The organism is uncultured Maribacter sp. (genome assembly GCF_947500405.1).
GTDB lineage: Bacteria > Bacteroidota > Bacteroidia > Flavobacteriales > Flavobacteriaceae > Maribacter_B.
In genome coordinates, this window is record NZ_CANMRY010000004.1 from 53147 (window position 1) to 78187 (window position 25041).

The following is a 25041-nucleotide window of genomic DNA, read 5'->3' on the forward strand; positions in this document are numbered from 1 at the left end:
ATTATTCTAAGGGTTTGTAAAAATATGGTTGGTAGTTTGGTAAAATTTCTGGATGAAATATAGAAATTAAATCCTTTAGAACAATATCTGGTCTGCTTGGAGCTAGTTCGTAAAATAATAAACCACCGGTAGGTCCTGTGGTGCTTGCAAAAGTGTAAATTTTCTTATTTTTAAAAGCTTTAAATTGCAAATAGTGCGGACTACTTACTTCCATTTGTTTATAAGTTGTAAACTGTGAGGGAGAAACCCAATAATCTGCATTTTGTGCGATACTTAAAACATTTTCCCAGCTTAAAGAAAGGCTTCCTGTTTTTTTATCATCTTTCCATAAGTAGTTTGTATTAGCATCTTTTAAGTATTGCGCAGCCCAGCTTTTACCACCTGGTAAATACCAAACATCTTTAAACATGGCGCCAGATAAAACAGTATGCTTAGTTTTTGCTTTAGCAGCAAGCTCTTTAACTTTATGGTATTCTTTTTCTATGGAATTAAAAATACTGTCAGCCTTTGTTTCTTTATGAAAGAAAGGAGCAAAAAACTTAATCCATTCTGCTTTTCCAAGTGGGGTTTGTTCTACCCAATCACCATTATAAACAACAGGAATATTTGCATCTTCTAGAGTTTTATAGGCTTTATTTTGGTTGTCAATACCAAAACCAATAACAACATCTGGTTGTAGTTCCAGAGCAATTTCGGTGTTTAAAGATTCGTTATTTCCTAATTCTTTAATCTGTTTGTTGGCTATTCTTTTTCTTGTTGCCATAGAAGAAATATAGTCGGTGTTAGGAAAACCTACTAAGGAATTTTCTACACCTAAAGCTTCTAAAACTGGTACGTGTGTAGTAGATGTTACTATTATTTTTTTAACAGGAGTTGTTATAATAGCATCATAAGAATCTTTATTAAGAGTAAGATTCGTTATTTTTTCTTCAGGTATTAATGCATATGTAAAACCTTCAGTAGCATTTGGCCAAGGTGCTGTAATTTTTATAATTGTAATACCAGAACTTTCTTTTTTTATTGTAAAACCTCTAGCATGCTTAAGAGTAGAGCTAACTGCTTTATCTAAATTTGAGACTTCTTCTTTTTTGTTTTTACAGGATAAAAAAAGAAATATTGTTAGGGATAGTAAGATACGATTCATTCTATAAAAAACTGATTCTAATTTATTAGATATTTTTTGCAAGGTAAGGAATGTCATTTTTTTAAATATAAAACTTAAAAGAGAAAATAGTAGAAATTACTTAATATGGTTTACTTTTGTAGTGAATTTGGTTTTTATTGCTTTTTTAAAGGGATAAAATTAAAAGGGAATCTGGTTAAATTCCAGAGCTGTTCCCGCAACTGTAAACTTAGTCTTTATATTATTTAAAGATGGTTGTTATTTCTTCTAAGCCACTGCTTTATTTGAGCGGGAAGGTAAATAACAATACGTAAGTCAGGAGACCTGCCAGGTTTAAAATATAATGTTAAACTTTCGGGATAAAAGTTTACGTATGGCTAATTATTGGCATACTATTCTCCCGTTTATTGAACTAAACGAAAATGAACAAAAGATTTTTTGAATTTTGTACTGCTGCATTAGTATGTACAAGTATTGTTGCACAAGAGCAACAGAAAGACACTATTGTGTCTTTACAATTAGAAGAAGTAGTAGTAAGCGATTCTCGATTTATGTTAAAAAGAGAAAACTCTGGTAAAACTGTAATAAGAATTACAGCTGAAGAAATGGAACAGCAACAAGGAAAAAATGTTGCCGAGTTTATTAATACCAAAAGCGGTATTGAAATTGTTGGTAGTAGAGGTAGAGAAGGTTCTATTTATGGTGTTTTTGCAAGAGGGGGTCGAGGAAGACAAGTCTTAATTAATATAGACGGTGTTCGTGTTTCTAACCCATCTTCTTTTTCTCCAGAATACGATTTAAGATTGTTGTCTACTGCTAATGTAGAATCTATAGAGATAATCAAAGGAGCAGCTAGTACTTTATATGGAACTGGAGCTGCGGTAGCAGTTATTAATATTACAACAAAAAAAGCATCGGAGAAGAAAATAGCGGCTAATTTTCAATCTAGTATAGGTACAAATCAAACATCGGAGGATCAAAATTACAATATTTCAAATATTTCCAATAGCGCCCAAGTTAGTGGAACTTTAGGTAAGTTTATTTACTTTGCTGGTTTTTCTAACACGTATTCAGATGGACTTTCTGCAATTGTTACTCCAGAAAATAAGGAAGATGTCTTTTCTAGATATAGTACCGATGTAAAATTAGGGTATAAATTTTCAGATGCTTTTTATGTAAATGTATATGGAAACCAAACAAAGGTGAATACCGATTACGATGAATCTTTTGGATTACTTGATGCTGATTATGAGTTTATTGGTAAACAAGAGCGTGTAGGATTGTCTTCTGCTTATAAATATAATAACGGATCAATACATGTAAATACTGCATATAGTGCGTATGATTCCGAAAATATATCTGCTTTTCCTTCAGTATCTAAAGGGGAAAACCTTGTTGTGGACCTGTATAATAAATACAATTTTAACGATACCTTTTATGCTATTTTAGGGGTTAATTATTTAGAAGATAAGATTGTGTCTGGGATAACAAAAGATTTTAAAATTACGGATCCATATGTAAATGTAGTATATGTATCAGATTACGGGTTTAATTTAAACACTGGAGTGCGTTTTAATAATCATTCAGAATATGGGAATCATTTTGTGTATAATATAAATCCATCTTTTTCTATTAAAACACAAAATGGTTATTTTAAGATCCTAGGATCTTATGCAACGTCCTATATAACTCCTAATTTAACGCAGTTGTTTGGTGATTTTGGTGCTAATCCAGAATTGGAGCCAGAAGAAGATAGAACTATGGAAGGTGGAGTAGAGTATGCTGTTGATAAAAAATTCCGAGCTAGTGTTTTGTATTTTAATAGAAAAGAAGAGAACTTTATCACTTTTGGTCCTGATTTTAGTAATATAAATGCTACTAATACTATAGATGCGCAAGGTGTAGAGTTTGAGTTAGATTGGATACCTACAGATGCTTTACGCATTAATGCTAATTATACTTTCACAGAGCGTAAAGGAGATGCAGCTATACGTATTCCAAAACATAAAGTAAATACATCAATTAATTATGTGGTATGTAAAAACACCAGCTTATCAATTAATTATGCGTTAACAGGAAAGCGTAATGATAGTGACTTTAGTACATTTCCTTCTACAGTTGTTGGGTTAGATTCTTTTTCATTGTTAGATTTTTATGTGAGCCATCAATTAATACCTAATAAGTTAAATGTCTTTTTAAATGCAGCGAACATTTTAAATGAAGAGTATGTTGAAGTATTAGGTTTTACTACAAAAGGAAGAAATATAAGAGTAGGTTTAAATCTTAATTTGTAGATATTTTTTATTTTTTTTTGAAGAATTTTTAAATTATTAGTTATGTATAGAAACTATGTTATTATACTTAACTAATAATTTAAATTATTATGAGATACAATTTTGTTAAGTTATTCATTTTTAATGATTTAAATAAAAATAAGTGTAGTAAAATACTGTAATAAATTAAAGTTAATTCGTACTTTTAATAAAAATATTATTAATTAATAATTAAACTTTTATTATGTGTAAAAAAATTACTTTTTTCTTTCTTTTTCTTTCTTTTTCTTTCTTTTGTTTTGCTCAAGTTACCATTGAGAATGTTAATTTTACAAAATCACCACTTAACGTTCAAAATGTAGGTAAACCTTATGAATTTGATTTAACATTTGATTTTAAGGGTTTATCGACTCCACCAAACCAATTAGGGATTGCTCAATTCTATTATTTTATTACTGAAATTGGGGATAATTCTTATTTCGCAAATTGGCCAGTTAGTGGTTTTAAATACGCTGGTTCTTATCAAAATATTACTAATGGTTTCAGATTTTCTTTTGAACAAATTCAATTAAAAAATAAATTTCCTAATTACCCTTCAGGTAGTTATAAAGTTTTGATTATGGCTTATCGAGGAGGTAATCAATGGGCCTTTATTGGAGGGTACCAAAATCATATTAATAATAATACTTACACATTTAATTTTAACGATTTTTGCTCGGATTGTGGAGATGGTATTTATTATGATAAGCACCCAAGATTTTATTTAACAAAAGGAACCATAAAGCAAGATGGTAAAACCTGGGATTTTTTCAAAAATGAAGTACCTGTGATAGAGTCTTCTTTGTATCCATCAGATGTTTCTGAAACTAAATTTACTTTTACTATTAATAATGATGGAGGTACAGCTTTTAATGCATATTGGTCTTTTTTTATATCAGACAAAAACAAATTAGGTACAGGTAGTTCAATTTTTGCCCATAAAATATTTTATAAAAGACCATTGACAATTGGTTCAGGAAATGAAAAAACAATGATTTTGAACGAAAAAATATTAGGGAGACTTTGGGAAGGTAATATTTCTCTTAATCTTTTGCCAAATAAGACCTATTATTTTCATGTTTTTTTTGACGGAAATGAAATGAGTGCATTTAATAGTTGGAAGTATGTGTTCCCGTTCAAAGTTAAAAGAGTAGATTTCTCTTCTAGAAGATTTAAATCTACTTTTTTTAAGCAGTCACTTTTACAATCAAAAAATAATCAAAAAGAAGAACCTTATAATATTAATTTTTATAATCTAAGTGGCATAAAAATTATGACAAAAGAAGTGCATAATATTGAAGAGGAAAATGAAGCTTCTTTGTTGCAGCCGAAAGGAGTATATATAATAAAAAGTAAAAAAGGAGATAGAAAAGTATATGTTGATTAAATTTATTTTACTACGATACTTTTTTAAACCGTTTAGATTTATATCTAATATTTATCGTTGAGTTACCTTAAAGTAGATTGGTAGTTTATGATTTAAAAAAGCGCTACAATTGTAGCGCCTTTTTTTGTATATAATATGTTTTATATTTTTATTTATTAATTTCTAAAGGTTTATCTAAAAACATATTATCTTTTAATATTGTAAACATTTTAGAGCTTGTCATAATTTTAGCAGGAACTTTAACTGTAAAATCTCTTTTGCTAGATGCTCCTGTAATATCTTGGATAGCTCTTGCTAATAAAGGCTCATTCTCGTCACCTAAAACGCCAAGGTTTGCTAAGTCTTCTTCTAAATTGATATCAGGAACTAAGCCAGAAGTGTAGTCGTAAAAACCATCTGCATTTTCATTTCTTCCAATTAATGGCTGTATAGCCCATTTATTCTTCCTATTAATATTGTTTATTCTTGTTGGATCGTAGATATAATCATTCTCTTTATCATCAACCATAGTAACCGAGAATTCATTTTTTCCTCTTGTATTTTCTCCAATGTGTACAACATCTATATAAGGGGCAAGACCATTCATTACTAACTCACTAGAAGAAGCGGTACTATTGGTTGCCAGGATATATACTTTAGATAAGTTTAAAGTATTAATAGCAGAACCTTCTGTTGTTTTATCCCCGAAGTAGTCATTTAAGTCAACATTTCTTCCTTCTAAAAAAGATTGGTATTTCCCATTATATCTGGCTTTTAAGAATACTTCTTCTGTATCCGTACTATATATCATACTAGATAATAAACGAGCAGTATTTACAGAACCTCCTGGGTTGTATCTTAAATCTAACACTAAATGTTGAACGTTAGCTTCATTAAAATTTTTAAAGACATTATTTAAGTCTTCATCATATTCATTTGTAAAAGCGTTATAGACTAAATAGCCAATTTTTTCCCCATTTATATCAAAAGTTTTAGATAAAAAAACAGGATTTTCTGCTAAACCTTCCTCTTTAGTTAATGATACTTCTTTTTCGTTATCAGTCACTTGATTATTTTCTATGGAAGCCATACCTAAAGTATAACTATCATTATCGCCAAAAAGTAAGTCTATAAAGTTACTAGTTGTAAGCGTGTTGCCATTTACTTTTGTAAACAGTTCCCCACGACTAATATCTTTTGTGGAAGCATTAGAATTAGGAATTATGTACCTAACATATCCAAAAATGTTATCGCTATCATTAAATTGAACCAAACCAAATTCTAATCCGTTACTTTTAGAAACACCGGAAAGTGCTTGCGTAAGCTCTGTGTAATCCTCAGAATAAAAACTAAAACGATCTTCAGAAAAGGATAGTTTATTATCAAAAAAATCTGCAGGGTTAGATTCACTTGCTAGGAAATCTATATATTCTTGAATGCCTTCTTCTGTGTCTAGGAATTTATCATCTGCCAAATTAGGCACATCTTCTTGCCAAAAGTACCAAGAATTCATTGCTTTCCACATAAAATCTTGTACAAGAACTTCGTCAGAATCTACAGTTAAGCCTTTGGTATCAATAAACCTATCTTCATCACTCTTAGAACAGGAGGCAATTAATACTCCTATAGAGAGTAATGCTAGAACATATTTTTTCATAGTTACTGTATTTTTTTAATTAAAACGTCTTCAAATATTGTTCCAGTATATATGGTGGGGGAAAATAAAGAAGAATATATTACTTACTTACTTACTTACTTACGTAAATTTGTATGTAAATAGTTGTCCAAAGTAAGGAGATATATAGAAATAAAAAATATTTTGTAACAAAACTCGATGAACATCGTCTTCCTTTTGTAAACCAATAATAAGGTTTGCAAACAACCAACAAAAATGAAACAAACCGAATTTTTAAATCTGGTGTTACCATTTAAAGATAAGTTATTTAGACTTTCTAAAAGACTGCTGGTTTCTACAGAAGAAGCTGAAGATGCAACGCAAGAAGTACTATTAAAGTTATGGTCTAAGAATAGCAAAATGAAAGAGTATAAAAACGTGGAGGCTTTTGCAATGACTATGACCAAGAATTTTTGTTTAGATAGGTTAAAATCTAAGCAAGCATCTAACTTAAAATTGGTGCATAGTAATTATGGAGATGATAATAACTCGCTTCAAAAAAATATAGAAGCTAAAGACAGTGTTAATTGGGTAGAGAAAATAATGGATGAATTACCCGAGCAACAAAAAATGGTATTACAATTACGTGATATTGAACAGTATACATTTGAAGAAATAGAAGAATTGTTAGATATGAAACCTACTGCAATACGAGTAGCTTTATCTAGAGCAAGAAAAACAGTAAGAGAAAAATTAAAGCAAAAACATAATTATGGAATTGCATAACATAGAAAAATTATTAGAAAAGTATTTTGAAGCCACCGCAACAGTTGCCGAAGAAGAAACATTACGTACTTATTTTTCTCAAGATAATGTGGCAAAGCATTTAGAGAAGTACAAACCTATGTTTCAATACTTTTCTACAGCAAAGGAAGAACAGTTTACAAAGCAGTTGCCATTAAAGGTAAACAAAAATTATAGTAAGTGGCTTAGTGTGGCTGCAGTAGGAGCAATAGTTTTTAGTCTTTATTTTGGGAATTTATACCAAGAAAAACAAGCAGAACAAGAGGAAGCTCAATATGCGTATAACGAAACAAAAAAAGCATTAGACCTTTTAGCACAAAATTTTAGTAAGGGAACACGAAAAGTTGCTTACTTAAATCAATTTGAACAAACAAAACAAAAATTATACAAAAAAAAAATAAATTAATATCATGAAAAAGTTCTTAATTATAACAGTAATAGCACTAATGCCTTTAGTGGGTATGTCTCAATCTTTATTTGATAAATATGAAGATTTAGATAATGTAAGTGCTGTAGTCGTAAACAAAAGTATGTTTAATCTTCTAAGTAAGATAGATGTTGAGGTGGATGATCCAGAAGCGCAAGACTTTATGGATATAGCTAAAAGTTTAAAAAATTTAAAAGTTTTTATAACAGAAGATAAAGCAATATCTGCAGATATGCTTAAGTCTATGAATTCTTATTTAAAAACCGCAAAGCTAGAAGAGCTTATGCGTGTAAAAGATAAGGATGCTAATGTGAAGTTTTATATTAAAGAAGGTAAAGATGCCGATCATGTAAGCGAACTTTTAATGTTTGTTACAGGGATACATAATACCGATATAGAAATGAATGGAAGAAAGTTTGAAACGGTATTATTGTCTTTAACTGGCGATATAGATTTAAACAAGATAGGTTCTTTAACTAATAAAATGAATTTACCGCAAGAACTAAATAAAGCAGGTAAAAAGAACAATTAGAAAATACCTGATTTTTCAGGAACAATTAATATCATCAATCAATTTTTAATAATCAATCCTATAAATTTCCCTTTTAATCAAGTAGGGGGTAGGATAAAAACAAAGCAGTCATGAGAAAATTTAGTTTAGTAGTAGCAATCGTTTTAGTACCGTTTTTTGGTTTAGCACAATCTATGTTCGATAAATATGAGAATATGGATAAAGTAGGAACTGTAGTTGTAAATAAGGGAATGATAAATTTGGTTAGCAAAATAGGAAGTATGACCGATGACCCTGAAGCGCAAGATTTTGCAGAGGTGGCCAAAGGTATAAAAGGTATAAAAGTCTTTATTACGGAAGACAAATCTGTCTCAGCAGATATGACATCTACAGTAAAAAAGTATTTAAGAAAATCTTCAATGGAAGAATTAATGCGTGTAAAAGACAAGGACGTTAACGTAAAGTTCTATATTAAAGAGGGTAAAGATGAAGATCATGTAAGAGAGCTTTTAATGTTTGTGTCCGGTATGAAGAATATGGATATAGATGTGCATGGAAGAAAATTTGAAACAGTACTGGTTTCCATGACCGGAAATATAGATTTAAATAAAATAGGAGCAATAACTAATAAAATGAATCTCCCGAAAGAATTAAACAACGCAGGAAAAAAATAGGAATTAACGTGCTACTGAGAATATATATTCTCAGTAGCATTTTTTAATTATAAAAAAATGACAACAATAATAAAAAGTATTTTAACTTTTGTAGTACTTCTTTTAGTAGGCGCATGCTCATCAACACAAAGCTTACAAGAATATTATGTAGATAATTCTGAGAATCCTAATTTTATTTCTTTTGATGTTCCTTCAAGTATATTACGTTTAGAGGAAGCAAATTTAACTGCTAGTCAAAAAGAGGCTGTAGGTTCTTTAAAGAAACTTAATATTTTGGCTTTTAAAAAATCGGGAGAAAATGAAGCAGATTTTGTAGCTGAAAAAACACAGGTTAAAGCTATTTTAAAAAATAAGAAATTTACTGAGTTAATGAAAATGAATACTAGTTTTGGTAAAGCAACAATTAAATATTTAGGAGATGAAGATGCTATAGATGAGGTTGTTATTTATGGGGATAATGATGAAAAAGGTTTTGCTTTAATAAGAGTTTTAGGAGATAATATGAATCCAGCGCATTTAGTAGAATTAATAAAGGCTATGGAAAAATCTAATTACAACGGAGAAGGTTTTAGTAAACTTAAAGAATTCTTAGAGTAAGAGATTAAATTAAATGTTAGAAAGTCCTGTAGTGAGTTTTGTTACAACAGGATTTTTTGCATTAAAATAATATTAAATTTTAAAAAATAGGTATGAATTAGTGACCTTCTATATATATTCGTGTCTCAATTACTAAACACTAAAAACTTTTAAATTATTATGGAGAACACAGATGTAAGCTCTTTGATGGGCAAGGGAATGGATTTTTTAACGGAGTATGGCCCTAAAGTTATAGGAGCAATTATTATTTATATAATTGGTTCATGGGTCATAAGTAAAATTGTAAAGCTTGCTCGTAAAGGTATGTCTAAAAGTAATTATGACGAATCTTTACAGAAATTTTTATTAAACCTTATTGGTTGGGCATTAAAGATATTCCTAATTATTATAGTAATATCTAAACTTGGTGTAGAAACAACAAGTTTTGCGGCAATTATTGCAGCAGCTGGTTTAGCAATAGGTTTAGCGTTACAGGGTTCATTATCTAATTTTGCGGGAGGTGTTTTACTTATGATTTTTAAGCCTTATAAAATTGGGGATTTAGTAGAAGCACAAGGCGTTTTGGGTTCTGTAAAAGAAATTGAGATATTTACTACTAAATTAATTACACCACAAAATAAGTTAGCAATTGTACCAAACGGAGCAATGGCAAACGGTAATATTATTAACTATACTGCTGAAGGTAAAATGAGAGTAGATACTAGTGTAGGTATTGGTTACGGAGAAGATATGAAAAAAGCAAAAGAAGTGCTTTTGGCAATGTTAGTAGCTAACCCTAAAGTATTAAAAGACCCAGCACCATCTGTAAATGTAGAAGAGTTAGCAGATAGTTCTGTAAACTTAGCAGTACGTCCCTTCTGTAAACCAGAAGATTACTGGGATGTGTATTTTGCAACCATTGAGGGTTCTAAAATAGCATTAGACAACGCTAAAATTGAAATTCCTTACCCGCACGAAGTGCAAATTAATAAGTAATATTAATTTATTTCTAAAAATTTAAAAGACCGCAACTTGCGGTCTTTTTTAGTTTTTCTTTTTAGCTTCAAGAAGTAAAATAATTATAGCTATAAAAAATATAATATAGGCTATATTCATTAAAAGACTTCCTATTATAAAACTTAGGAATACCCAATGTAAAATTTTTACAGTACGTCCTATAAGATAAAATACTAAAGCAATTATTACTAAATAATGCCCAGATTTCATGTTATATCCCAGTGTAATTACTAGGAGTAATTGCTTTTAATTCTTTTTTAATAGCATCGGAAACTTCTAGAGAATCTATAAAGTTTGCCATAGAGTCTTTAGTAATTTTCTCATTGGTTCTAGTTAAACCTTTTAAAGCTTCATAAGGATTAGGATATGCTTCTCTTCTTAATATAGTCTGAATAGCTTCTGCGACAACAGCCCAATTATTTTCTAAGTCCTGCTCAAATTTTTCTTTGTTTAAAAGTAATTTGTTTAATCCTTTTAAGGTAGATTGAAAAGCAATTAAGGTGTGCGCAAAAGGTACACCAACGTTTCTAAGAACTGTACTATCTGTTAAATCTCTTTGTAATCTAGAAACAGGAAGTTTTGCAGAAAGATGCTCAAAAATAGCATTTGCAATTCCTAAATTTCCTTCTGAGTTTTCAAAATCTATTGGGTTTACTTTATGTGGCATAGCAGAAGAACCAACTTCTCCTTTTTTAATTTTTTGTTTAAAATAATCCATAGACACATAGGTCCAGAAATCTCTATCTAAATCTAATAGAATGGTATTTATTCTTTTTAAAGTATCAAATAAAGCAGCCATATGGTCATAGTGCTCAATTTGTGTAGTAGGGAAGGAGTGGTGTAATCCTAATTTATCATGTACAAAGTTTTCTCCAAAAGCCTTCCAATCTGTATTTGGATACGCAACTAAATGTGCATTGTAGTTTCCTGTGGCGCCACCAAATTTTGCGGCACTAGGAATATCATTTAATAAATTAAATTGTTCTTTTAAACGGGTAACAAAAACATTAATTTCTTTTCCTAATCTAGTAGGAGAAGCTGGTTGCCCATGTGTTCTTGCTAATAAAGGAATAGCATCCCATTCTTTTACCAGTTCTTCTAGTTTTGTAACCACCTCTAGATATTGCGGAACATAAACCTCATTCATTGCTTCTTTTATAGAAAGAGGTATTGCTGTGTTGTTTATATCTTGAGAAGTTAATCCAAAATGGATAAATTCTTTATGTTCACTTAATCCTAATGCATCAAAAGCTTTTTTTATAAAATACTCAACAGCTTTTACATCATGATTAGTAACTTTTTCAATATCTTTTATTTCTTGCGCATCTTTAGCGTCAAAATTTTTATAAATATCTCTTAAAGCGTCAAATTTAGAAGCGTTAAACCCTACTAATTGTGGTAATGGAATTTCACACAAAGCAATAAAATATTCAATTTCTACTCGTACTCTGTATTTAATTAGTGCTTCTTCAGAAAAGAATGGAGATAAAGAATTGGTTTTACTACTATACCTTCCGTCTATAGGAGAAATTGCATTTAGTTGCGTAAGTGACATTTGCTTATGAATTTATTAGTAATTAACAAGCGGCAAATATACTTATAAGTTAAGGAGTTTAAAAGTCTATAAAACTTTAATCTGATGTTGCTTTTTGACTATCTGTCATAAGAAAAACTTATTTTATTTTTTCTAATGTCATTCTTGCTCTTGCTTTATAGGCAGCACTGCCATTTGAATAGTTTTGTTCTAGAACCATACGCAATTCTGGGTAAATCCAATCATACTTACGTCCTAGTAATAGTAAAGATGTCATGGAATATGCTTGCGCAGCCACTTTGTGTTCTCCAATTAGCCAATCAAAACAATTACTTGCGATAATTTCTAAATGCTTATCGGTCAGATTTTTAATACACTTTGGATCCTTCTTTTGAAAGTAATTCTTTGTTAAGTATTCGCAAATTTTGGCCATAGGTCGTACAGAAGGGTCTAAATGTACTTTATGTAAATTGGCAGTGAAAGTATCTAAATAAGGAAAAATATATTCTAATTTTTCTTTTGCAGTAAATTCTAACACCCAACAGGCTTTAGAAGATATGGGGTTATCTACAGTAAATGCTATAGAGAGCAAGGGTTTAATTAATTCTGGATTGTTTAAAATTAAGGTGGACATCTCTTGCCGTTTATCTCTAGAATGATTTACATAATCTAAAGCTTTAAAAAGGTCTTCTTTATTCATGAAAAAAATGTAATTTTAGAAAAATTTGTTTCCCCAAATGAAATTACTAAAAAAAAATGCAATTATCCTACTGGTTGCTTTTGTTGCTATCCAGTTTTTTAGACCTTCTCAGAATACCTCTCACGGTAATCACGCTAAGTTATTTATTTCTGAAACAAACCCTTCACAGGATGTAAAAGTTCTGTTAGAACAAACCTGTTATGACTGTCATAGTAACAATACCAACTATCCATGGTATAATAACGTAGCACCAGTTTCTTTTTGGATGGCAAACCATGTAAAGGATGGAAAAAAACATTTAAATTTTTCGGAGTGGGAATCTTATTCTACCAAGAAAAAAGACCATAAGTTAGAGGAGGTTATAGAAACCTTAGAAGAAGGAAAAATGCCTTTAAAAGAATATACTTGGACGCATGAAAAGGCTAAGCTTACAGAAAAAGAAAAGAAACTTGTTATTGCTTGGGCAAAGCGTTCTAGAGCATTATATCAATTAAAGAATTTACAGCTATAGGAACTCCTTTTGTAGCAGATTCAGCTATAATGGTTAAATTATTATAATCGTTTTTAGTTATTTTAGGGTACGGATCTATAAAATAAATGGGAATATTTGTAGGCGCATAATCTATTAAACCTGCAGCAGGATACACTTGCATAGAAGTTCCTATAATTAGTAAAGCATTGGCCTTTTTGGTGATTTCTATAGCTTTATCCATCATAGGAACATCTTCTCCAAACCATACAATATGTGGTCTTAATTGTGATCCTTTACTACATAAATTTCCTATTTCAATATTTTTGTTCCAAGGTAATATTAAGTTTTTATCTATAGAACTTCTAGCTTTTAGTAATTCGCCGTGTAAATGTATAACTTGTTTACTTCCAGAACTTTCATGAAGGTTATCTACATTTTGTGTTATAATGTTTACATTAAAATGATCTTGTAAAGATGTTAAGGCGTAATGAGCTGCATTAGGTTTTACAGATGATAATTGCTTTCTTCTTTGGTTATAAAAGTCTAGCACCAATGTTGGGTTGTTTTTAAACCCTTGTGGAGAGGCTACTTCCATAATATCATACCCTTCCCATAAGCCATCTGCATCTCTAAAAGTTTTTATACCACTTTCGGCACTTATGCCGGCTCCGGTAAGAACAACAATATTTTTTTTCATGAATATAAAAGTAGACTTTTTATTATATTGTAGCATGATAGATGAAAAGCTTTTAGCTTATTTAGAAGAAATTATAACTCCAGAACGTACAAAACGTTTTAAAGTAATATTAGAGGAACGAACAAAATATATAACTGTTGCTATTGAAGATGTTTTTCAAAGACACAATATGAGTGCTGTAATACGTAGTTGCGAAGTTTTTGGAATACAAGATGCCCATGTTATAGAAAAAAGAAATGCTAAATGTTTAGATGAAGAAATTTCTATGGGAGCGCAAAATTGGGTAGATGTATATGAATACAAGGATACTATAAACTGTATAGAGAGTTTGCGTAAAAAAGGGTATAAAATAATAGCAACTACACCGCATAATGATTCTTGTTATTTAGATGATTTTGAATTAAAGGATAAAGTAGCTCTTTTTTTTGGAACGGAAAGAGATGGATTAAGTGATGAGGTTATAGAAAATGCCGATGGCTATTTAAAAGTACCAATGGTAGGTTTTACAGAAAGTTTAAACATTTCAGTTTCTGCGGCAATAATTTTACAAAGTTTAACTAATAAACTTAAGAGGAGTAATTTAAATTGGCAGTTAACGGATAAAGAGAAACAAGAAAAACAATTAGATTGGACAAAGAAATCTATAAAAAGCATTGATGCTATATTAGACAGATATTCTAAAAAAAGCTAAGTTTTTATTAAATTTAAGAGAAATAACTAAACTTAAAGTATTATGACAACTATTTTTTACATTCTAGGAGGTATTATACTACTATTACTAGTTTTAGGACTTATTGCGCCAAAAAACTATAATGTTTTTAGAACAATAGAAATAAATAAACCAAAGGCAAAGGTTTTTGAACACCTTAAATATTTAAAGAAACAACAAGAGTGGTCTCCGTGGGCAAAAAAAGACCCCAATATGGAGAAAAAAATTACTGGAACTGATGGGGAAGTTGGAGCTGTAAGTTATTGGAATGGTAATAAAGAAGTAGGGGAAGGGGAGCAAGAAATAACTAAAATAATAGAAGGAGAAAGAATAGAAGGAGAGCTTCGTTTTTTAAAGCCATGGAAGTCTATTTCAAATTGCTATTTTGTTGTTGCTGAAGCTGGTGAAGAAAACACAAAAGTTACTTGGGGATTTTCTGGTAAAAATAAATTTCCTGTGAGTATAATGATGCTTTTTATGAATATGGATAAAGCTGTGGGAAAAGATTTTGAAGAAGGTCTGGCAGCTTTAAAAGAGCAATTAGAAGCGTAATAGGTTCTAAATTGTTCTTATTTAGGAATGCTCAGGGCATTTGTCACAGGTGCATTTTCCTTTTTCGCATTTACATTTTTCTTCATGAGATGCACACGTACAACTCTCAGAATGTCCTAGTGTTTTTAAATCCATTTTACATACAGGGCAGCTACCTTTTTCTGTATATGTTTTGTCATTTTCACAATCCATAGGGCATTGGTACAACACGGTAGCGGTATCTTGTTTGGTTTTTTCTTTACAGGAAAAAACTAATGTACAAAGTAGTATAAGTGAAAAAAGTCTGCCCATATTATAAAGGAATAGTGCTTATATACAATGCAATTTAAGATTTTATTTTAAATATAAAGACCTTTTAGTACGTAAAGGTTTTTATCTTTTTTTACCTCTGTTTAGAACTTTAAAATCTTCATAACAGCCACTAATAGCATCTAATATTTGTAAATCATTGGCTGTTGTGATAAAGGATTTAGAGTAGTTACAGTTATTTAGAATATCTTCAATATCCATTTTTTCTATTTGTAGAAGTTCTATCAAAGTTTCTCTATCAAATTTGGAGGCAAGGAGATTTCTTATTTGGTCATCTTCTTTAATTTTTCTTAGTTTTCGCATTTGGTTGGGTTTTTTACCAAATAAATTACGAAGTAAATCTGCGGGGTTTAATATGGCACCTAATACTTTGGTTACCGCACTTGGGTTTTTATTGCCAGCTTCGTAACCAACAGAAAGGCCAGATATGCTATATTGGTATGCATTGTTTATAGGAAGGTTTTTAACATCTATCTCTAGGTAACCTGTAAGCTGGTAGGGTCTTACAATTACTTCTTCTAAGGCATACGCAAGTTCTGTTAAAGATATTTTGGTATCCTTAAACTTAAACATATCATTAGTAATTCTAATTTTTTGCGATTTAAATCCTAGAAAGGAAAAATATAAAGTATCGTTTACTGCAGCAGTTAATGTAAATTCCCCTTTCTCATTAGTAATGGTTCCTTTTACTTGATTAAGGTTTACAATATGCACGCTTTCCATAGGAGTGTCTGTTTGTGCATTAATAACTATTGCACTTATTTTTGTCTCTTCTTTGGTTTCTATATTTTCTTGACTAAAAACAACACTGCTTATAAGGCAAAGTATAACGAGTAATTTTTTTCCCATAATTCTAATATACACCAATAAAAATGCAAACAAAACAAAAAAATACGCCGAAGCGTATTTTTTAATATAGGTTTAACTAAAAGAAGTCTGTATTTCTTTTTTTACTTCTACGTTTGCCAGAGAAAGTTCCTCCGCCACCTTGCGAAGAATTTCCGTCTCTTCTTCTGCTTCTTCCGCCATCTCTTCCGCGGTCTCTATCTCTTCCACGACCTCCACTGCTTCCGTTTCTTCTTCCGCCGCCTCTTCTTCCGCCACCACCAGGGTTTTTAGAAACTTCAACATTTACAAAACGACCATCTACTTTAAATTCAGTAAATGTAGATAGTATTTGTTCTGTAACAGCAGCATCGGTATTAAAGAAAGAAAAACTTTCTTTACAATCTACTTTAAATACATCTTCTTTTCCTAGTTGTACTGTGTCACGAATAAAATCTTTTAAAGACATCCAATCGTAACCATCTTTTTCTCCAACATTAATAAAGTAACGTACTGAGCCACTTGTAGGAGCTTCTTCGCCTTTTTCTCTTCTGTCGTTTCGGTCTCTTCTATCTCCACCAGAATTTAAATCTTTGGCTTTGTTGTAGTAGTTAAAGAATCGTGTAAATTCTGCAGAAACAATTTTCTTAATAAGTTCTTCGCGATCTACATCTGCTAAAATTTCATTAATAGCAGGTAAATGGCTTTCTATTTCTTCATTAATTTCTGTGTCTTTTATCTTATTTGCTAAGTGCTGTAATTGTATTTCACAAATATCTTTTCCTGTTGGAACCGTTTTAAGTAAAAACTTCTGATTTATTTTATTTTCAATTGCTCTTATCTTGCGAGTTTCGCTTCTGGTTACTAAAACCATAGAAATTCCAGATTTACCAGCTCTACCAGTACGACCACTACGGTGCGTATAGGTTTCTATTTCATCTGGTAATTGAAAGTTAATTACATGTGTAATATCATCTACATCAATACCACGAGCAGCAACATCTGTAGCAACTAGCATTTGAATTTGCTTTTTACGAAAAGAGTTCATAACCAAATCTCTCTGGTTTTGACTTAAATCTCCGTGTAGTGCCCCAGCATTGTAACCATCTTCAATTAGCATTTCTGCAACACGTTGGGTATCTCTTTTTGTTCTACAAAAAACAACAGAAAATATTCCAGGATTTGTATCTGCTAGTCTTTTTAATGCAGGGTAGCGGTCTCTACCGCTTACTTGGTAGTACTCATGTTGTACTGTAGATGCTCCAGAGTTTTTAGCACCAACCGTAATCTCTTTTGGAGAATGCATAAATTTCTTAGCAATTGTAGATACTTCTCTAGGCATAGTAGCAGAAAATAACCATGTAGATTTTTCCTCTGGTGTATCCGAAAGAATATCTTTTATATCTTCAAAGAATCCCATGTTAAGCATTTCGTCTGCTTCATCTAAAACACAGTAATCTATTTTTGTAATATTTACTAAACCACGGCTTATCATATCTTTCATACGACCAGGAGTTGCTACAATAATCTGCGCACCTCTTTTAATTTGTCTGGCTTGGTCTGTAATACTTGCACCACCGTAAATGGCAACAACGTTTACATTTTTCTCGTATTTAGAATATAATTTTAATTCGTTTGTAATTTGCAAACAAAGCTCTCTGGTAGGAGAAAGGATTAATCCTTGTGTAGTTCTACTATCACTATCAATTTTTTGGATTAGTGGAAAACCAAAAGCAGCAGTTTTGCCAGTACCTGTTTGTGCAAGAGCAACCAAATCAGTTTCGCTTTCTAATAAAATTGGAATTGCTTTTTCTTGTACTTCGGAAGGTTTCTCAAAACCTAAATCTGTAACAGCGTCTATTAAGGACTGATCCAGTCCTAAATCTGTAAATTTTGTCATAATGTTTAAAAATGTTAATCGCAAATATGAATGTTGCATAGAGCGATTAACTTGTAACCCATTTAGACTCAGCGCAACACATGCTATACCAGCGGCGTTTAATAAAGCTGCAAAGGTACTCTATTTAATTAGAATAGGAAAATGTGTTTTATTTATTTGTTTTATGGTGTTATTGAATATCCATAAATTGAAAGAATAGTACCTATAATGCCAAACAATACCATTAGGATAATAAATGTTTTTTGCAACTTAGGGTTGTCGTAAATAATAATACAAACGGCTCCCAAAACAATACTTATTTGAAAAAAAAGCATTCCTAAGTCAAATTTTTTGGTAGCTAGATCATAATCATCGGTTAATTTTTCCCATTCTTTTATTCCAACAATTGCCCCCATTTTTCCATCTAAATCTTGAGCCCATTCTTCTTTGGTTATGTTAGTAGATCCAATTAATATTTCTTTTTTTTCTGCGCGGTATTTTTCTATTTTACTTTTAGTGTCTTCAATTTTAATTAAAAGATATTCTTGTTTATTTTCTTGTACAATACCAGTATTTAGTAAAGCTTGTAAATAGTCTAGTTCACTTTCTTTTAGGCTTTGTTTTATGCTTTTAGATTGGTACCAACTAGAGTAATTAACCACTTTGTTATGAGCAATCATCATTTCTTCTTCAAGCTCGCCATTTACCATTTGAGAAATTGCCATTAAAGCAGCAAAAAATGCAATAAGAACACCACCAATTGCTTCGGCACGTTCTGATGCTACAGATACCGATACCATTTCGTTTTTTTGTTTATTGTTAGTCATTACGCAATAGTGTTTAAGTGGTTTATTAACAGTTGTATTGCTTTGCCTCTGTGGCTTATTTTATTTTTAGTGTCTAATGGTAGTTGCGCAAAAGTTTTATTATACCCGTTTGGTTTAAAAATAGGATCATAGCCAAAACCTTTTTCTCCGTGTTTTTCTTTTGTAATTTCTCCTTCTGCAATACCACTAAAAAAAGTCTGCGTATTGTTTAAATTTAATGCAATTATGGTCTTAAAATGGGCTGTTCTATCTGTTTTATTACTTAGTTTTTGTAATAATAGGTTCATATTATCTTCGGATGATTTTTGCGCTCCTGCATATCTTGCAGAGTATACACCAGGTTCCCCATTTAATGCAGTAACTAATAGCCCAGTATCGTCTGCAAAACAAGGTAAGTTGTATGTGTTTGAAATATAATCTGCTTTAATTTTAGCATTACCTTCTAAGGTGTTTGCTGTTTCCTCAATATCTTCGGTGCAATTAATATCCTTTAGGGAAAGTAGTGTAATAGTCTTTGGAACTAGTAATTGTACTTCTTTTAACTTATTAAGGTTGTTTGTTGCAAATACAATTTTCATTTATGATTTTTTAATATAGGTTGCTTTCTTCTATGCAAATCAAAAATAGTAATTTTATAAGATGAAATTAAAATTACCTCCTGCAGTTGTATTAGTACTATTTGCTTTACTAATGTTCTTTTGTGCAAAAGTTTTACCTTTTGGATATTTTAATTTTTTAAGACAAACGTATTTAATTTATTTTTTGCTGGGGTTATCTTTATGTATTGGTTTTTTGGCTGTAATTCAATTTTATAAAGAAAAAACAACTGTAGATCCCATGAAGCCAGATAAAGTTTCTAATTTGGTAACTAATGGATTATATAAATACTCTAGAAACCCTATGTACTTAGCAATGCTTTTCTTGCTGGTTGGTTTTGGATTATGGCTTGGTAATGCATTTAATTCTTTATTAATTGCTGGTTTTGTACATTATATGAATAAATTTCAAATTTTTCCAGAAGAAGAAATTCTACAAAATCATTTTGGTAAAGCGTATAAAATGTACTGTTCTAAAGTTAGAAGGTGGTTTTAAAAAAGCTTATAATGACAAATATTAGTTATTTTGCTTATATTTTTATATATTAGCGTTTTAACTTATATATTATGATTGCAGTTATTACAGGAGATATTGTTAATTCAGAGAATTATAACTCTTCGGATTGGATGCCTATTTTAAAAAACTATTTAGAATCTCTAGGAACTTCTCCTTTAGATTGGGAAGTGTATAGGGGTGATGAATTTCAAGTTAAACTTCCTGTAGATAAGGCTTTAAAAGTTGCGATACATTTAAAAGCGCAAATTAAAAAAGTAAAGAATTTAGATGTTAGAATGGCAATAGGTATAGGCTTAGAAACTTATGCTGGAAGTAGTGTGAGTGAATCTAATGGAACGGCATATAAGCGTTCTGGCAGAATGTTTAATACATTAAAAGCTTCTAAATTAAATTTAGAAATTGCAACTGGACACAAACATCATGATAAGATATTAAATTTGATATTAAAATTAGGTTTAGATTTTATGAACGATTGGAGTGTTGTCTCTGCAGAAATTGTAACAATAGTACTTAATAATCCGAATGTGTCGCAAAAAGAAATTGCGAAACAATTAGGAATAAAACAGTCTGCAGTAAGTCAGCGATATAAAAGAGCAAGATTAGATTTAGTTTTAAATATGTTAGATTTTTATCAAGAATTAAGTAAAGAAATAAAAGAATGATATTTTTTATAAAACTGTTTTTAGCACATTTAATTGGAGATTTTATTATACAGCCTACAAAATGGGTAATACATAAAGAAGCAAATAAAGCTGGTTCTAAGTACTTGTACCTGCATGTTTTTTTACATTTTTTGATTACCATGGTAGTTCTATGGGATTTTTCTATGTGGAAAATAGCCCTAATAATTATGGGATCTCATTTAGTTATAGATGTAGTAAAACTTTACATTACACCGTTTTTTAAAAATAAAAGCATACCATTTTTTATAGACCAATTATTACATATTTTAGTATTGTATTGCTGTGCATTTTATGGAAATTTATACGAGAATACCATAACTGTTTTTGAAAATTTAAATTGGGCTTTAGTAACAGCAGTAGTTTTTGTTACTTTTCCATCAGCAATACTAATGGGAAAACTTTTAGAAGCAATGTCTAATCAAATACCAACAGACCATAAATCACTCCCAAATGCGGGTAAATATATAGGGATTTTAGAGCGCCTATTTGTTTTAATATTTATAGTTTTAGGTAGGTGGGAAGGAATAGGATTGTTAATTGCAGCAAAATCTGTTTTTCGTTTTAATGATTTAAAAGAAAGCAATAATAGAAAACTAACAGAGTATATTTTAATAGGAACATTGGTGAGTTTTGGTCTTGCAATTTTAACAGGTATAGCTTACACTAGTATTAGTTTGTAAAATGATTTTGTGGATAGAATTTTAATCTTCTATGTAGGTTTTCTTTTTATTACTATTTGTCTGTTTTCATGTGTAAATAACATCAAATTGTAATCATTTTGTTTTATTTGCCTTTTCGGCTATTATCAGATAGAAATAAGTTTTATTTTTACGGCTTAATTTTTTTTAAAAAAAAATCAATTACTGTGGGAAGGAAATACGTTTTCGATTTTGATAGTACCTTAACAAGAGTAGAAGCATTAGACGTTCTGGCAGAAATGACATTAGAGGGGCGCTCTAATCGCGAAGAAATTATTGAGGAAATACAGAAAATAACTAATTTAGGGATAGACGGTGATATATCTTTCACCGAGTCTTTAGAGCGTAGAATTAAGCTTTTAAATGCGCATAAAGATGATTTAGAGCCTTTGGTAACAGAGTTAAGGCAAAAAATTTCCAAATCCATAGAGTCCAATAAAGAGTTTTTTGAAAAATTCTCGGATGATATTTATGTAATATCCTGTGGTTTTAAAGAATTTATAGTTCCTATTGTAGAAGAATATAATATTCCTAAAGATAGAGTATATGCTAATACTTTTGAATTTAATGAAAAAGGAGAAATAATTGGTTTTGATAATGATAATGTATTATCACAACACAATGGGAAAATAGAATGCCTAAAGAATATGAACTTGGACGGAGAAGTTCAAGTTATTGGAGATGGCTATAGTGATTATGTAATGCGCGAAGCTGGTATAGCAGATAAGTTTTTTGCTTATACAGAAAATGTGCATAGAGAAAAAGCAGCAAACAAAGCTGATTATATTACACCTAACCTAGATGAATTTTTATTTGTGAACGATTTGCCAAGAAATATATCATATCCAAAGAATAGAATTAAAATTTTATTATTAGAAAATGTGCATCCAGATGCATTTGAAAATCTTTCTGAAGAAGGTTTTTCTGTAGAGCTGGTGAAGCATAGTATTCCAGAAGAAGAGCTAATAGAAAAAATAAAAGGTGTTCATGTTTTAGGAATACGATCTAAAACACAGGTAACTAAGAAAGTTTTAGATGCAGCAGATAAATTATTAGTAGTTGGAGCTTTCTGTATAGGAACCACACAAATAGATTTATCTTATTGTAAAAATAAAGGTGTTGTAGTATTTAATGCTCCTTATAGTAATACGCGTTCTGTAGTAGAATTAGCAATAGGTCAAATAATTATGTTAATGCGTTCTGTTTTTCAACGTAGTTCAGAAATACATTCTGGGCAATGGAATAAAACAGCAGCAAATTCTAGAGAAGTTAGAGGTAAAAACTTAGGAATTGTTGGTTATGGTAATATAGGAAAACAACTCTCTGTATTAGCAGAAGCTATTGGTATGCGTGTGTATTATTATGATGTTGATGATAAATTAGCATTAGGTAATGCTGTAAAATGTAATACTCTTGAAGATTTACTATCTGTTTCAGATGTTGTTACATTGCATATAGATGATAATAAAGCGAACAAGAATTTCATTGGGGAAAGAGAAATTAACCGAATGAAAAAAGGAGCAATGTTAATAAACCTTTCCAGAGGTTTTGTAGTAGATATTGAAGCTTTAGTTGCAGCTTTAAAAAGTGGTAAACTAGGTGGTGCTGCCGTAGATGTTTATCCTGAAGAGCCTAGAGCTAATGGAGAATTTATGTCTCAACTACAAGGATTGCCAAATGTAATTTTAACACCGCACGTTGGAGGAAGCACTGAAGAAGCGCAAAGAGATATTGCTGATTTTGTACCTAATAAAATAATGGATTATATAAATTCAGGAAATACAGTAGATGCTGTTAACTTTCCTAATATAAGACTTCCAAAGCAAAATAAAGCACATAGATTTTTGCACATACATAAAAATGTACCAGGCATAATGGCAAAAATAAATGAAGTTTTAGCTAAGTATGAAATGAATATATCGGCTCAATACCTATCTACAGATAGTGAAGTAGGTTATGTAATATCAGACTTAGATAAAGATTATGATAAAGAGGTGTTAAAAGCCCTTAAAAAGGTTGAAAATACTATAAAATTTAGAGTACTGTATTAGTAGGCTATAAAATCTTGTAAATAAATTAAAAATCTAGGTTATGTAAATAGCCTAGATTTTTTTTGTTTTTTAATCACTAAAATGCATCTACACTCTGTAAAAAGTTATTTACACAACATTTAATTGCGTGTGGTCTTTCATCATTATAAATTGTGAGAAAAATCTTATGTATTATAATGAAGATGATTCCAGAAATAGTAAAAAGTTTTTTTAAAAAGAACTTTAGAAAAGGTTTTAATGCATATTACCTTTTAGTACTTACTATTATATTACTTACTATAGGTACGCAAACTATTGTGCAATATTCATTGGCAAAACAAAGTTCCGATGCTGTGGTAATAAACATTGCAGGTAGGCAGCGTATGCTTTCTCAAAAAGTGGTAAAAGAATTTTACAATTGCAGGTATGGAGAAAAATGCGAGTACGGGGAATTAAAATCTGCACTTGCCTCTTTGAGAAGGGTAGATAGAGATTTGCAAGAAGGAAATGAGAAAATTGGAATATTTCCTTTAAAAAATGAAGATATTAGAATGAATTTTGCAATGCTGCGTCCTTATTTTAATGGGATTTTAAACGCCTTAGACAATGTGCAAAATTTAGAAGATGTTTCTCTTAGTGATTTAAAATATAACGAAAAACAGTTTGTGACTTTAATGGATAAAATTGTTTGGCAATTCCAGAAAGAATCAGAGAAAGATATAAGTAATATGATGATTTTAGAAAAGTACTTGGCAATACTTTCTGTTCTAATTGTTTTAATAGAAATTATATTTATTGTAAATCCTATAATTAATAGAATAGTAAAACAGAACAAAAAGCTAGAAGAAATTGCTTGGCATCAATCTCATGCATTCTCTAACCATGTAAAAAATATTAAAGACCATCAATATGTACTTAAAGTAGAGAAAAACCCAGAAAGACAAAAAGAGATTATAAAATTTGTGGTAGAAGAATTAGATGGGGTAGAGCAAGTATCAGAGTTTATGGTAAAAGCTCTAAAAAAAGCTTAAAATTTATCTGTGATGATATGGTTCATTTTTTAAAATAGTGAATCCTCTGTAAATTTGTTCTACCATAAATAAGCGAACCATTTGGTGAGAGAATGTCATTTTTGATAAACTAATTTTTCCTTTTGCTGCTTTATAAATATTATCGCTAAAACCATAAGGACCACCAATTACAAATACTAATTGTTTATTACCTGCATTCATCTTTTTTTGTAGATAATTAGAGAAATCTACAGAAGAAAATTGCTTTCCATTTTCATCTAACAATACTAAAACATCGGTAGGGATTATTTTTTTTAAAATAAGTTCTCCTTCTTTTTCTTTTTGCTGCTTTTCGGATAAATTCTTCACATTTTTTATATCGGGGATAATGTCTAAAGAGAACTTTATATAGTGTTGTAAGCGTTTGGTGTAAATATTTATTAATTCTTGTAGTTGTTTGCTATCCGTTTTCCCTATAGCTATTAATTTTATAGTCATGCCTCAAAGTTAAATTATTTTGGCAATATCTTTGCGTTAAGGAACTGGCTATAGAAAAATAATATGCTCTTATTATTTCT

Annotated in this window: 27 protein-coding genes and 1 riboswitch; of the genes, 16 read left to right on the forward strand and 11 right to left on the reverse strand. The window is 30.4% G+C overall.

What is annotated here, in order from left to right:
• Nucleotide 1: 1 nt before the first annotated feature.
• Nucleotides 2–1144 (reverse strand): ABC transporter substrate-binding protein, encoded by a 1143-nt coding sequence (locus tag Q0945_RS06625; RefSeq protein WP_299432387.1) that lies wholly within the window; start codon nt 1142–1144, stop codon nt 2–4.
• A gap of 111 nt (nt 1145–1255) precedes the next feature.
• A riboswitch (cobalamin riboswitch) is annotated at nt 1256–1470 on the forward strand.
• A 75-nt stretch (nt 1471–1545) separates the two neighbouring features.
• Between Q0945_RS06625 and Q0945_RS06630 the strand changes: the two genes are divergently transcribed.
• Nucleotides 1546–3417, forward strand: coding sequence for a TonB-dependent receptor plug domain-containing protein (locus Q0945_RS06630; RefSeq protein ID WP_299432390.1), 1872 nt, complete (start codon nt 1546–1548; stop codon nt 3415–3417).
• Between the two features lie 223 nt (nt 3418–3640).
• Nucleotides 3641–4822, forward strand: coding sequence for a hypothetical protein (locus Q0945_RS06635; protein ID WP_299432393.1), 1182 nt, complete (start codon nt 3641–3643; stop codon nt 4820–4822).
• A 148-nt stretch (nt 4823–4970) separates the two neighbouring features.
• On the opposite strand, the gene Q0945_RS06640 is transcribed toward Q0945_RS06635, so the two are convergent.
• Nucleotides 4971–6458, reverse strand: a complete 1488-nt coding sequence (locus Q0945_RS06640; protein ID WP_299432396.1) for a S41 family peptidase — start codon at nt 6456–6458, stop codon at nt 4971–4973.
• 234 nt (nt 6459–6692) lie between these two features.
• Here Q0945_RS06640 and Q0945_RS06645 point away from each other — a divergent pair, with 234 nt between their 5' ends.
• The 6 genes from Q0945_RS06645 to Q0945_RS06670 all read left to right on the forward strand — a co-directional run bounded on the left by Q0945_RS06645 (nt 6693) and on the right by Q0945_RS06670 (nt 10404).
• A complete protein-coding gene (locus Q0945_RS06645; protein WP_299432399.1) occupies nt 6693–7202 on the forward strand; it encodes a sigma-70 family RNA polymerase sigma factor in 510 nt (169 codons plus the stop codon).
• The gene (locus Q0945_RS06650) at nt 7189–7626 is read left to right on the forward strand and encodes a hypothetical protein (RefSeq protein WP_299432402.1); all 438 of its coding nucleotides are present in this window, start codon (nt 7189–7191) and stop codon (nt 7624–7626) included. The genes Q0945_RS06645 and Q0945_RS06650 overlap by 14 nt, the downstream gene beginning before the upstream one ends.
• A gap of 4 nt (nt 7627–7630) precedes the next feature.
• Nucleotides 7631–8179 (forward strand): DUF4252 domain-containing protein, encoded by a 549-nt coding sequence (locus Q0945_RS06655; RefSeq protein ID WP_298486592.1) that lies wholly within the window; start codon nt 7631–7633, stop codon nt 8177–8179.
• A 110-nt stretch (nt 8180–8289) separates the two neighbouring features.
• Nucleotides 8290–8832: a DUF4252 domain-containing protein gene (locus tag Q0945_RS06660; RefSeq protein ID WP_299432405.1), complete on the forward strand. Its 543-nt coding sequence runs from the start codon at nt 8290–8292 to the stop codon at nt 8830–8832.
• Nucleotides 8833–8889: 57 nt separating this feature from the next.
• Nucleotides 8890–9429, forward strand: a complete 540-nt coding sequence (locus Q0945_RS06665) for a DUF4252 domain-containing protein (RefSeq protein WP_299432408.1) — start codon at nt 8890–8892, stop codon at nt 9427–9429.
• A gap of 159 nt (nt 9430–9588) precedes the next feature.
• Nucleotides 9589–10404: a mechanosensitive ion channel family protein gene (locus Q0945_RS06670; RefSeq protein WP_299432411.1), complete on the forward strand. Its 816-nt coding sequence runs from the start codon at nt 9589–9591 to the stop codon at nt 10402–10404.
• 232 nt (nt 10405–10636) lie between these two features.
• Here Q0945_RS06670 and purB read toward each other — a convergent pair whose 3' ends face one another.
• Complete coding sequence (gene purB, locus Q0945_RS06675) at nt 10637–11980, reverse strand: adenylosuccinate lyase (protein ID WP_299432414.1); 1344 nt, start codon at nt 11978–11980, stop codon at nt 10637–10639.
• Between the two features lie 118 nt (nt 11981–12098).
• A complete protein-coding gene (locus Q0945_RS06680; protein ID WP_299432417.1) occupies nt 12099–12659 on the reverse strand; it encodes an adenylosuccinate lyase in 561 nt (186 codons plus the stop codon).
• A 37-nt stretch (nt 12660–12696) separates the two neighbouring features.
• On the opposite strand from Q0945_RS06680, the gene Q0945_RS06685 reads away from it, so the two are divergent.
• Nucleotides 12697–13170: a heme-binding domain-containing protein gene (locus Q0945_RS06685; RefSeq protein WP_299432420.1), complete on the forward strand. Its 474-nt coding sequence runs from the start codon at nt 12697–12699 to the stop codon at nt 13168–13170.
• Here Q0945_RS06685 and Q0945_RS06690 read toward each other — a convergent pair.
• Nucleotides 13133–13828: an NAD-dependent deacylase gene (locus Q0945_RS06690; protein WP_299432441.1), complete on the reverse strand. Its 696-nt coding sequence runs from the start codon at nt 13826–13828 to the stop codon at nt 13133–13135. The genes Q0945_RS06685 and Q0945_RS06690 overlap by 38 nt on opposite strands.
• A 34-nt stretch (nt 13829–13862) precedes the next feature.
• On the opposite strand from Q0945_RS06690, the gene Q0945_RS06695 reads away from it, so the two are divergent.
• A complete protein-coding gene (locus tag Q0945_RS06695; RefSeq protein ID WP_299433299.1) occupies nt 13863–14519 on the forward strand; it encodes an RNA methyltransferase in 657 nt (218 codons plus the stop codon).
• A gap of 42 nt (nt 14520–14561) precedes the next feature.
• Nucleotides 14562–15089 carry an SRPBCC family protein gene (locus Q0945_RS06700; RefSeq protein WP_299432444.1) on the forward strand — a complete coding sequence of 176 codons (528 nt, stop codon included), beginning with the start codon at nt 14562–14564 and terminating at the stop codon, nt 15087–15089.
• A 21-nt stretch (nt 15090–15110) separates the two neighbouring features.
• Here Q0945_RS06700 and Q0945_RS06705 read toward each other — a convergent pair whose 3' ends face one another.
• The 5 genes from Q0945_RS06705 to Q0945_RS06725 form a co-directional block, all read right to left on the reverse strand.
• On the reverse strand, nt 15111–15380 hold the full coding sequence (locus Q0945_RS06705; protein WP_299432447.1) for a heavy metal-binding domain-containing protein: 270 nt from the start codon (nt 15378–15380) through the stop codon (nt 15111–15113).
• A gap of 81 nt (nt 15381–15461) precedes the next feature.
• Nucleotides 15462–16247, reverse strand: a complete 786-nt coding sequence (locus tag Q0945_RS06710; RefSeq protein WP_299432450.1) for a carboxypeptidase-like regulatory domain-containing protein — start codon at nt 16245–16247, stop codon at nt 15462–15464.
• A gap of 76 nt (nt 16248–16323) precedes the next feature.
• A complete protein-coding gene (locus Q0945_RS06715; protein ID WP_299432452.1) occupies nt 16324–18123 on the reverse strand; it encodes a DEAD/DEAH box helicase in 1800 nt (599 codons plus the stop codon).
• 161 nt (nt 18124–18284) lie between these two features.
• Nucleotides 18285–18929 (reverse strand): DUF4337 domain-containing protein, encoded by a 645-nt coding sequence (locus Q0945_RS06720; RefSeq protein ID WP_299432454.1) that lies wholly within the window; start codon nt 18927–18929, stop codon nt 18285–18287.
• Nucleotides 18929–19507, reverse strand: a complete 579-nt coding sequence (locus Q0945_RS06725; RefSeq protein ID WP_299432457.1) for a non-canonical purine NTP diphosphatase — start codon at nt 19505–19507, stop codon at nt 18929–18931. Before Q0945_RS06725 ends, Q0945_RS06720 begins: the two co-directional genes overlap by 1 nt.
• A 61-nt stretch (nt 19508–19568) precedes the next feature.
• On the opposite strand from Q0945_RS06725, the gene Q0945_RS06730 reads away from it, so the two are divergent.
• From Q0945_RS06730 to Q0945_RS06750, 5 genes are all read left to right on the forward strand, one after another.
• Complete coding sequence (locus Q0945_RS06730; RefSeq protein WP_299432460.1) at nt 19569–20021, forward strand: isoprenylcysteine carboxylmethyltransferase family protein; 453 nt, start codon at nt 19569–19571, stop codon at nt 20019–20021.
• Nucleotides 20022–20092: 71 nt separating this feature from the next.
• A complete protein-coding gene (locus tag Q0945_RS06735; RefSeq protein WP_299432463.1) occupies nt 20093–20704 on the forward strand; it encodes a SatD family protein in 612 nt (203 codons plus the stop codon).
• On the forward strand, nt 20701–21405 hold the full coding sequence (locus tag Q0945_RS06740) for a DUF3307 domain-containing protein (protein ID WP_299432466.1): 705 nt from the start codon (nt 20701–20703) through the stop codon (nt 21403–21405). Before Q0945_RS06735 ends, Q0945_RS06740 begins: the two co-directional genes overlap by 4 nt.
• A 185-nt stretch (nt 21406–21590) precedes the next feature.
• Nucleotides 21591–23474, forward strand: coding sequence for a phosphoglycerate dehydrogenase (serA, locus tag Q0945_RS06745; protein WP_299432468.1), 1884 nt, complete (start codon nt 21591–21593; stop codon nt 23472–23474).
• 152 nt (nt 23475–23626) lie between these two features.
• Nucleotides 23627–24484, forward strand: coding sequence for a type IV pili methyl-accepting chemotaxis transducer N-terminal domain-containing protein (locus tag Q0945_RS06750; protein ID WP_299432472.1), 858 nt, complete (start codon nt 23627–23629; stop codon nt 24482–24484).
• Between the two features lie 3 nt (nt 24485–24487).
• Here Q0945_RS06750 and rlmH read toward each other — a convergent pair whose 3' ends face one another.
• Nucleotides 24488–24961, reverse strand: coding sequence for a 23S rRNA (pseudouridine(1915)-N(3))-methyltransferase RlmH (rlmH, locus tag Q0945_RS06755; protein WP_299432475.1), 474 nt, complete (start codon nt 24959–24961; stop codon nt 24488–24490).
• Nucleotides 24962–25041 lie beyond the last annotated feature (80 nt).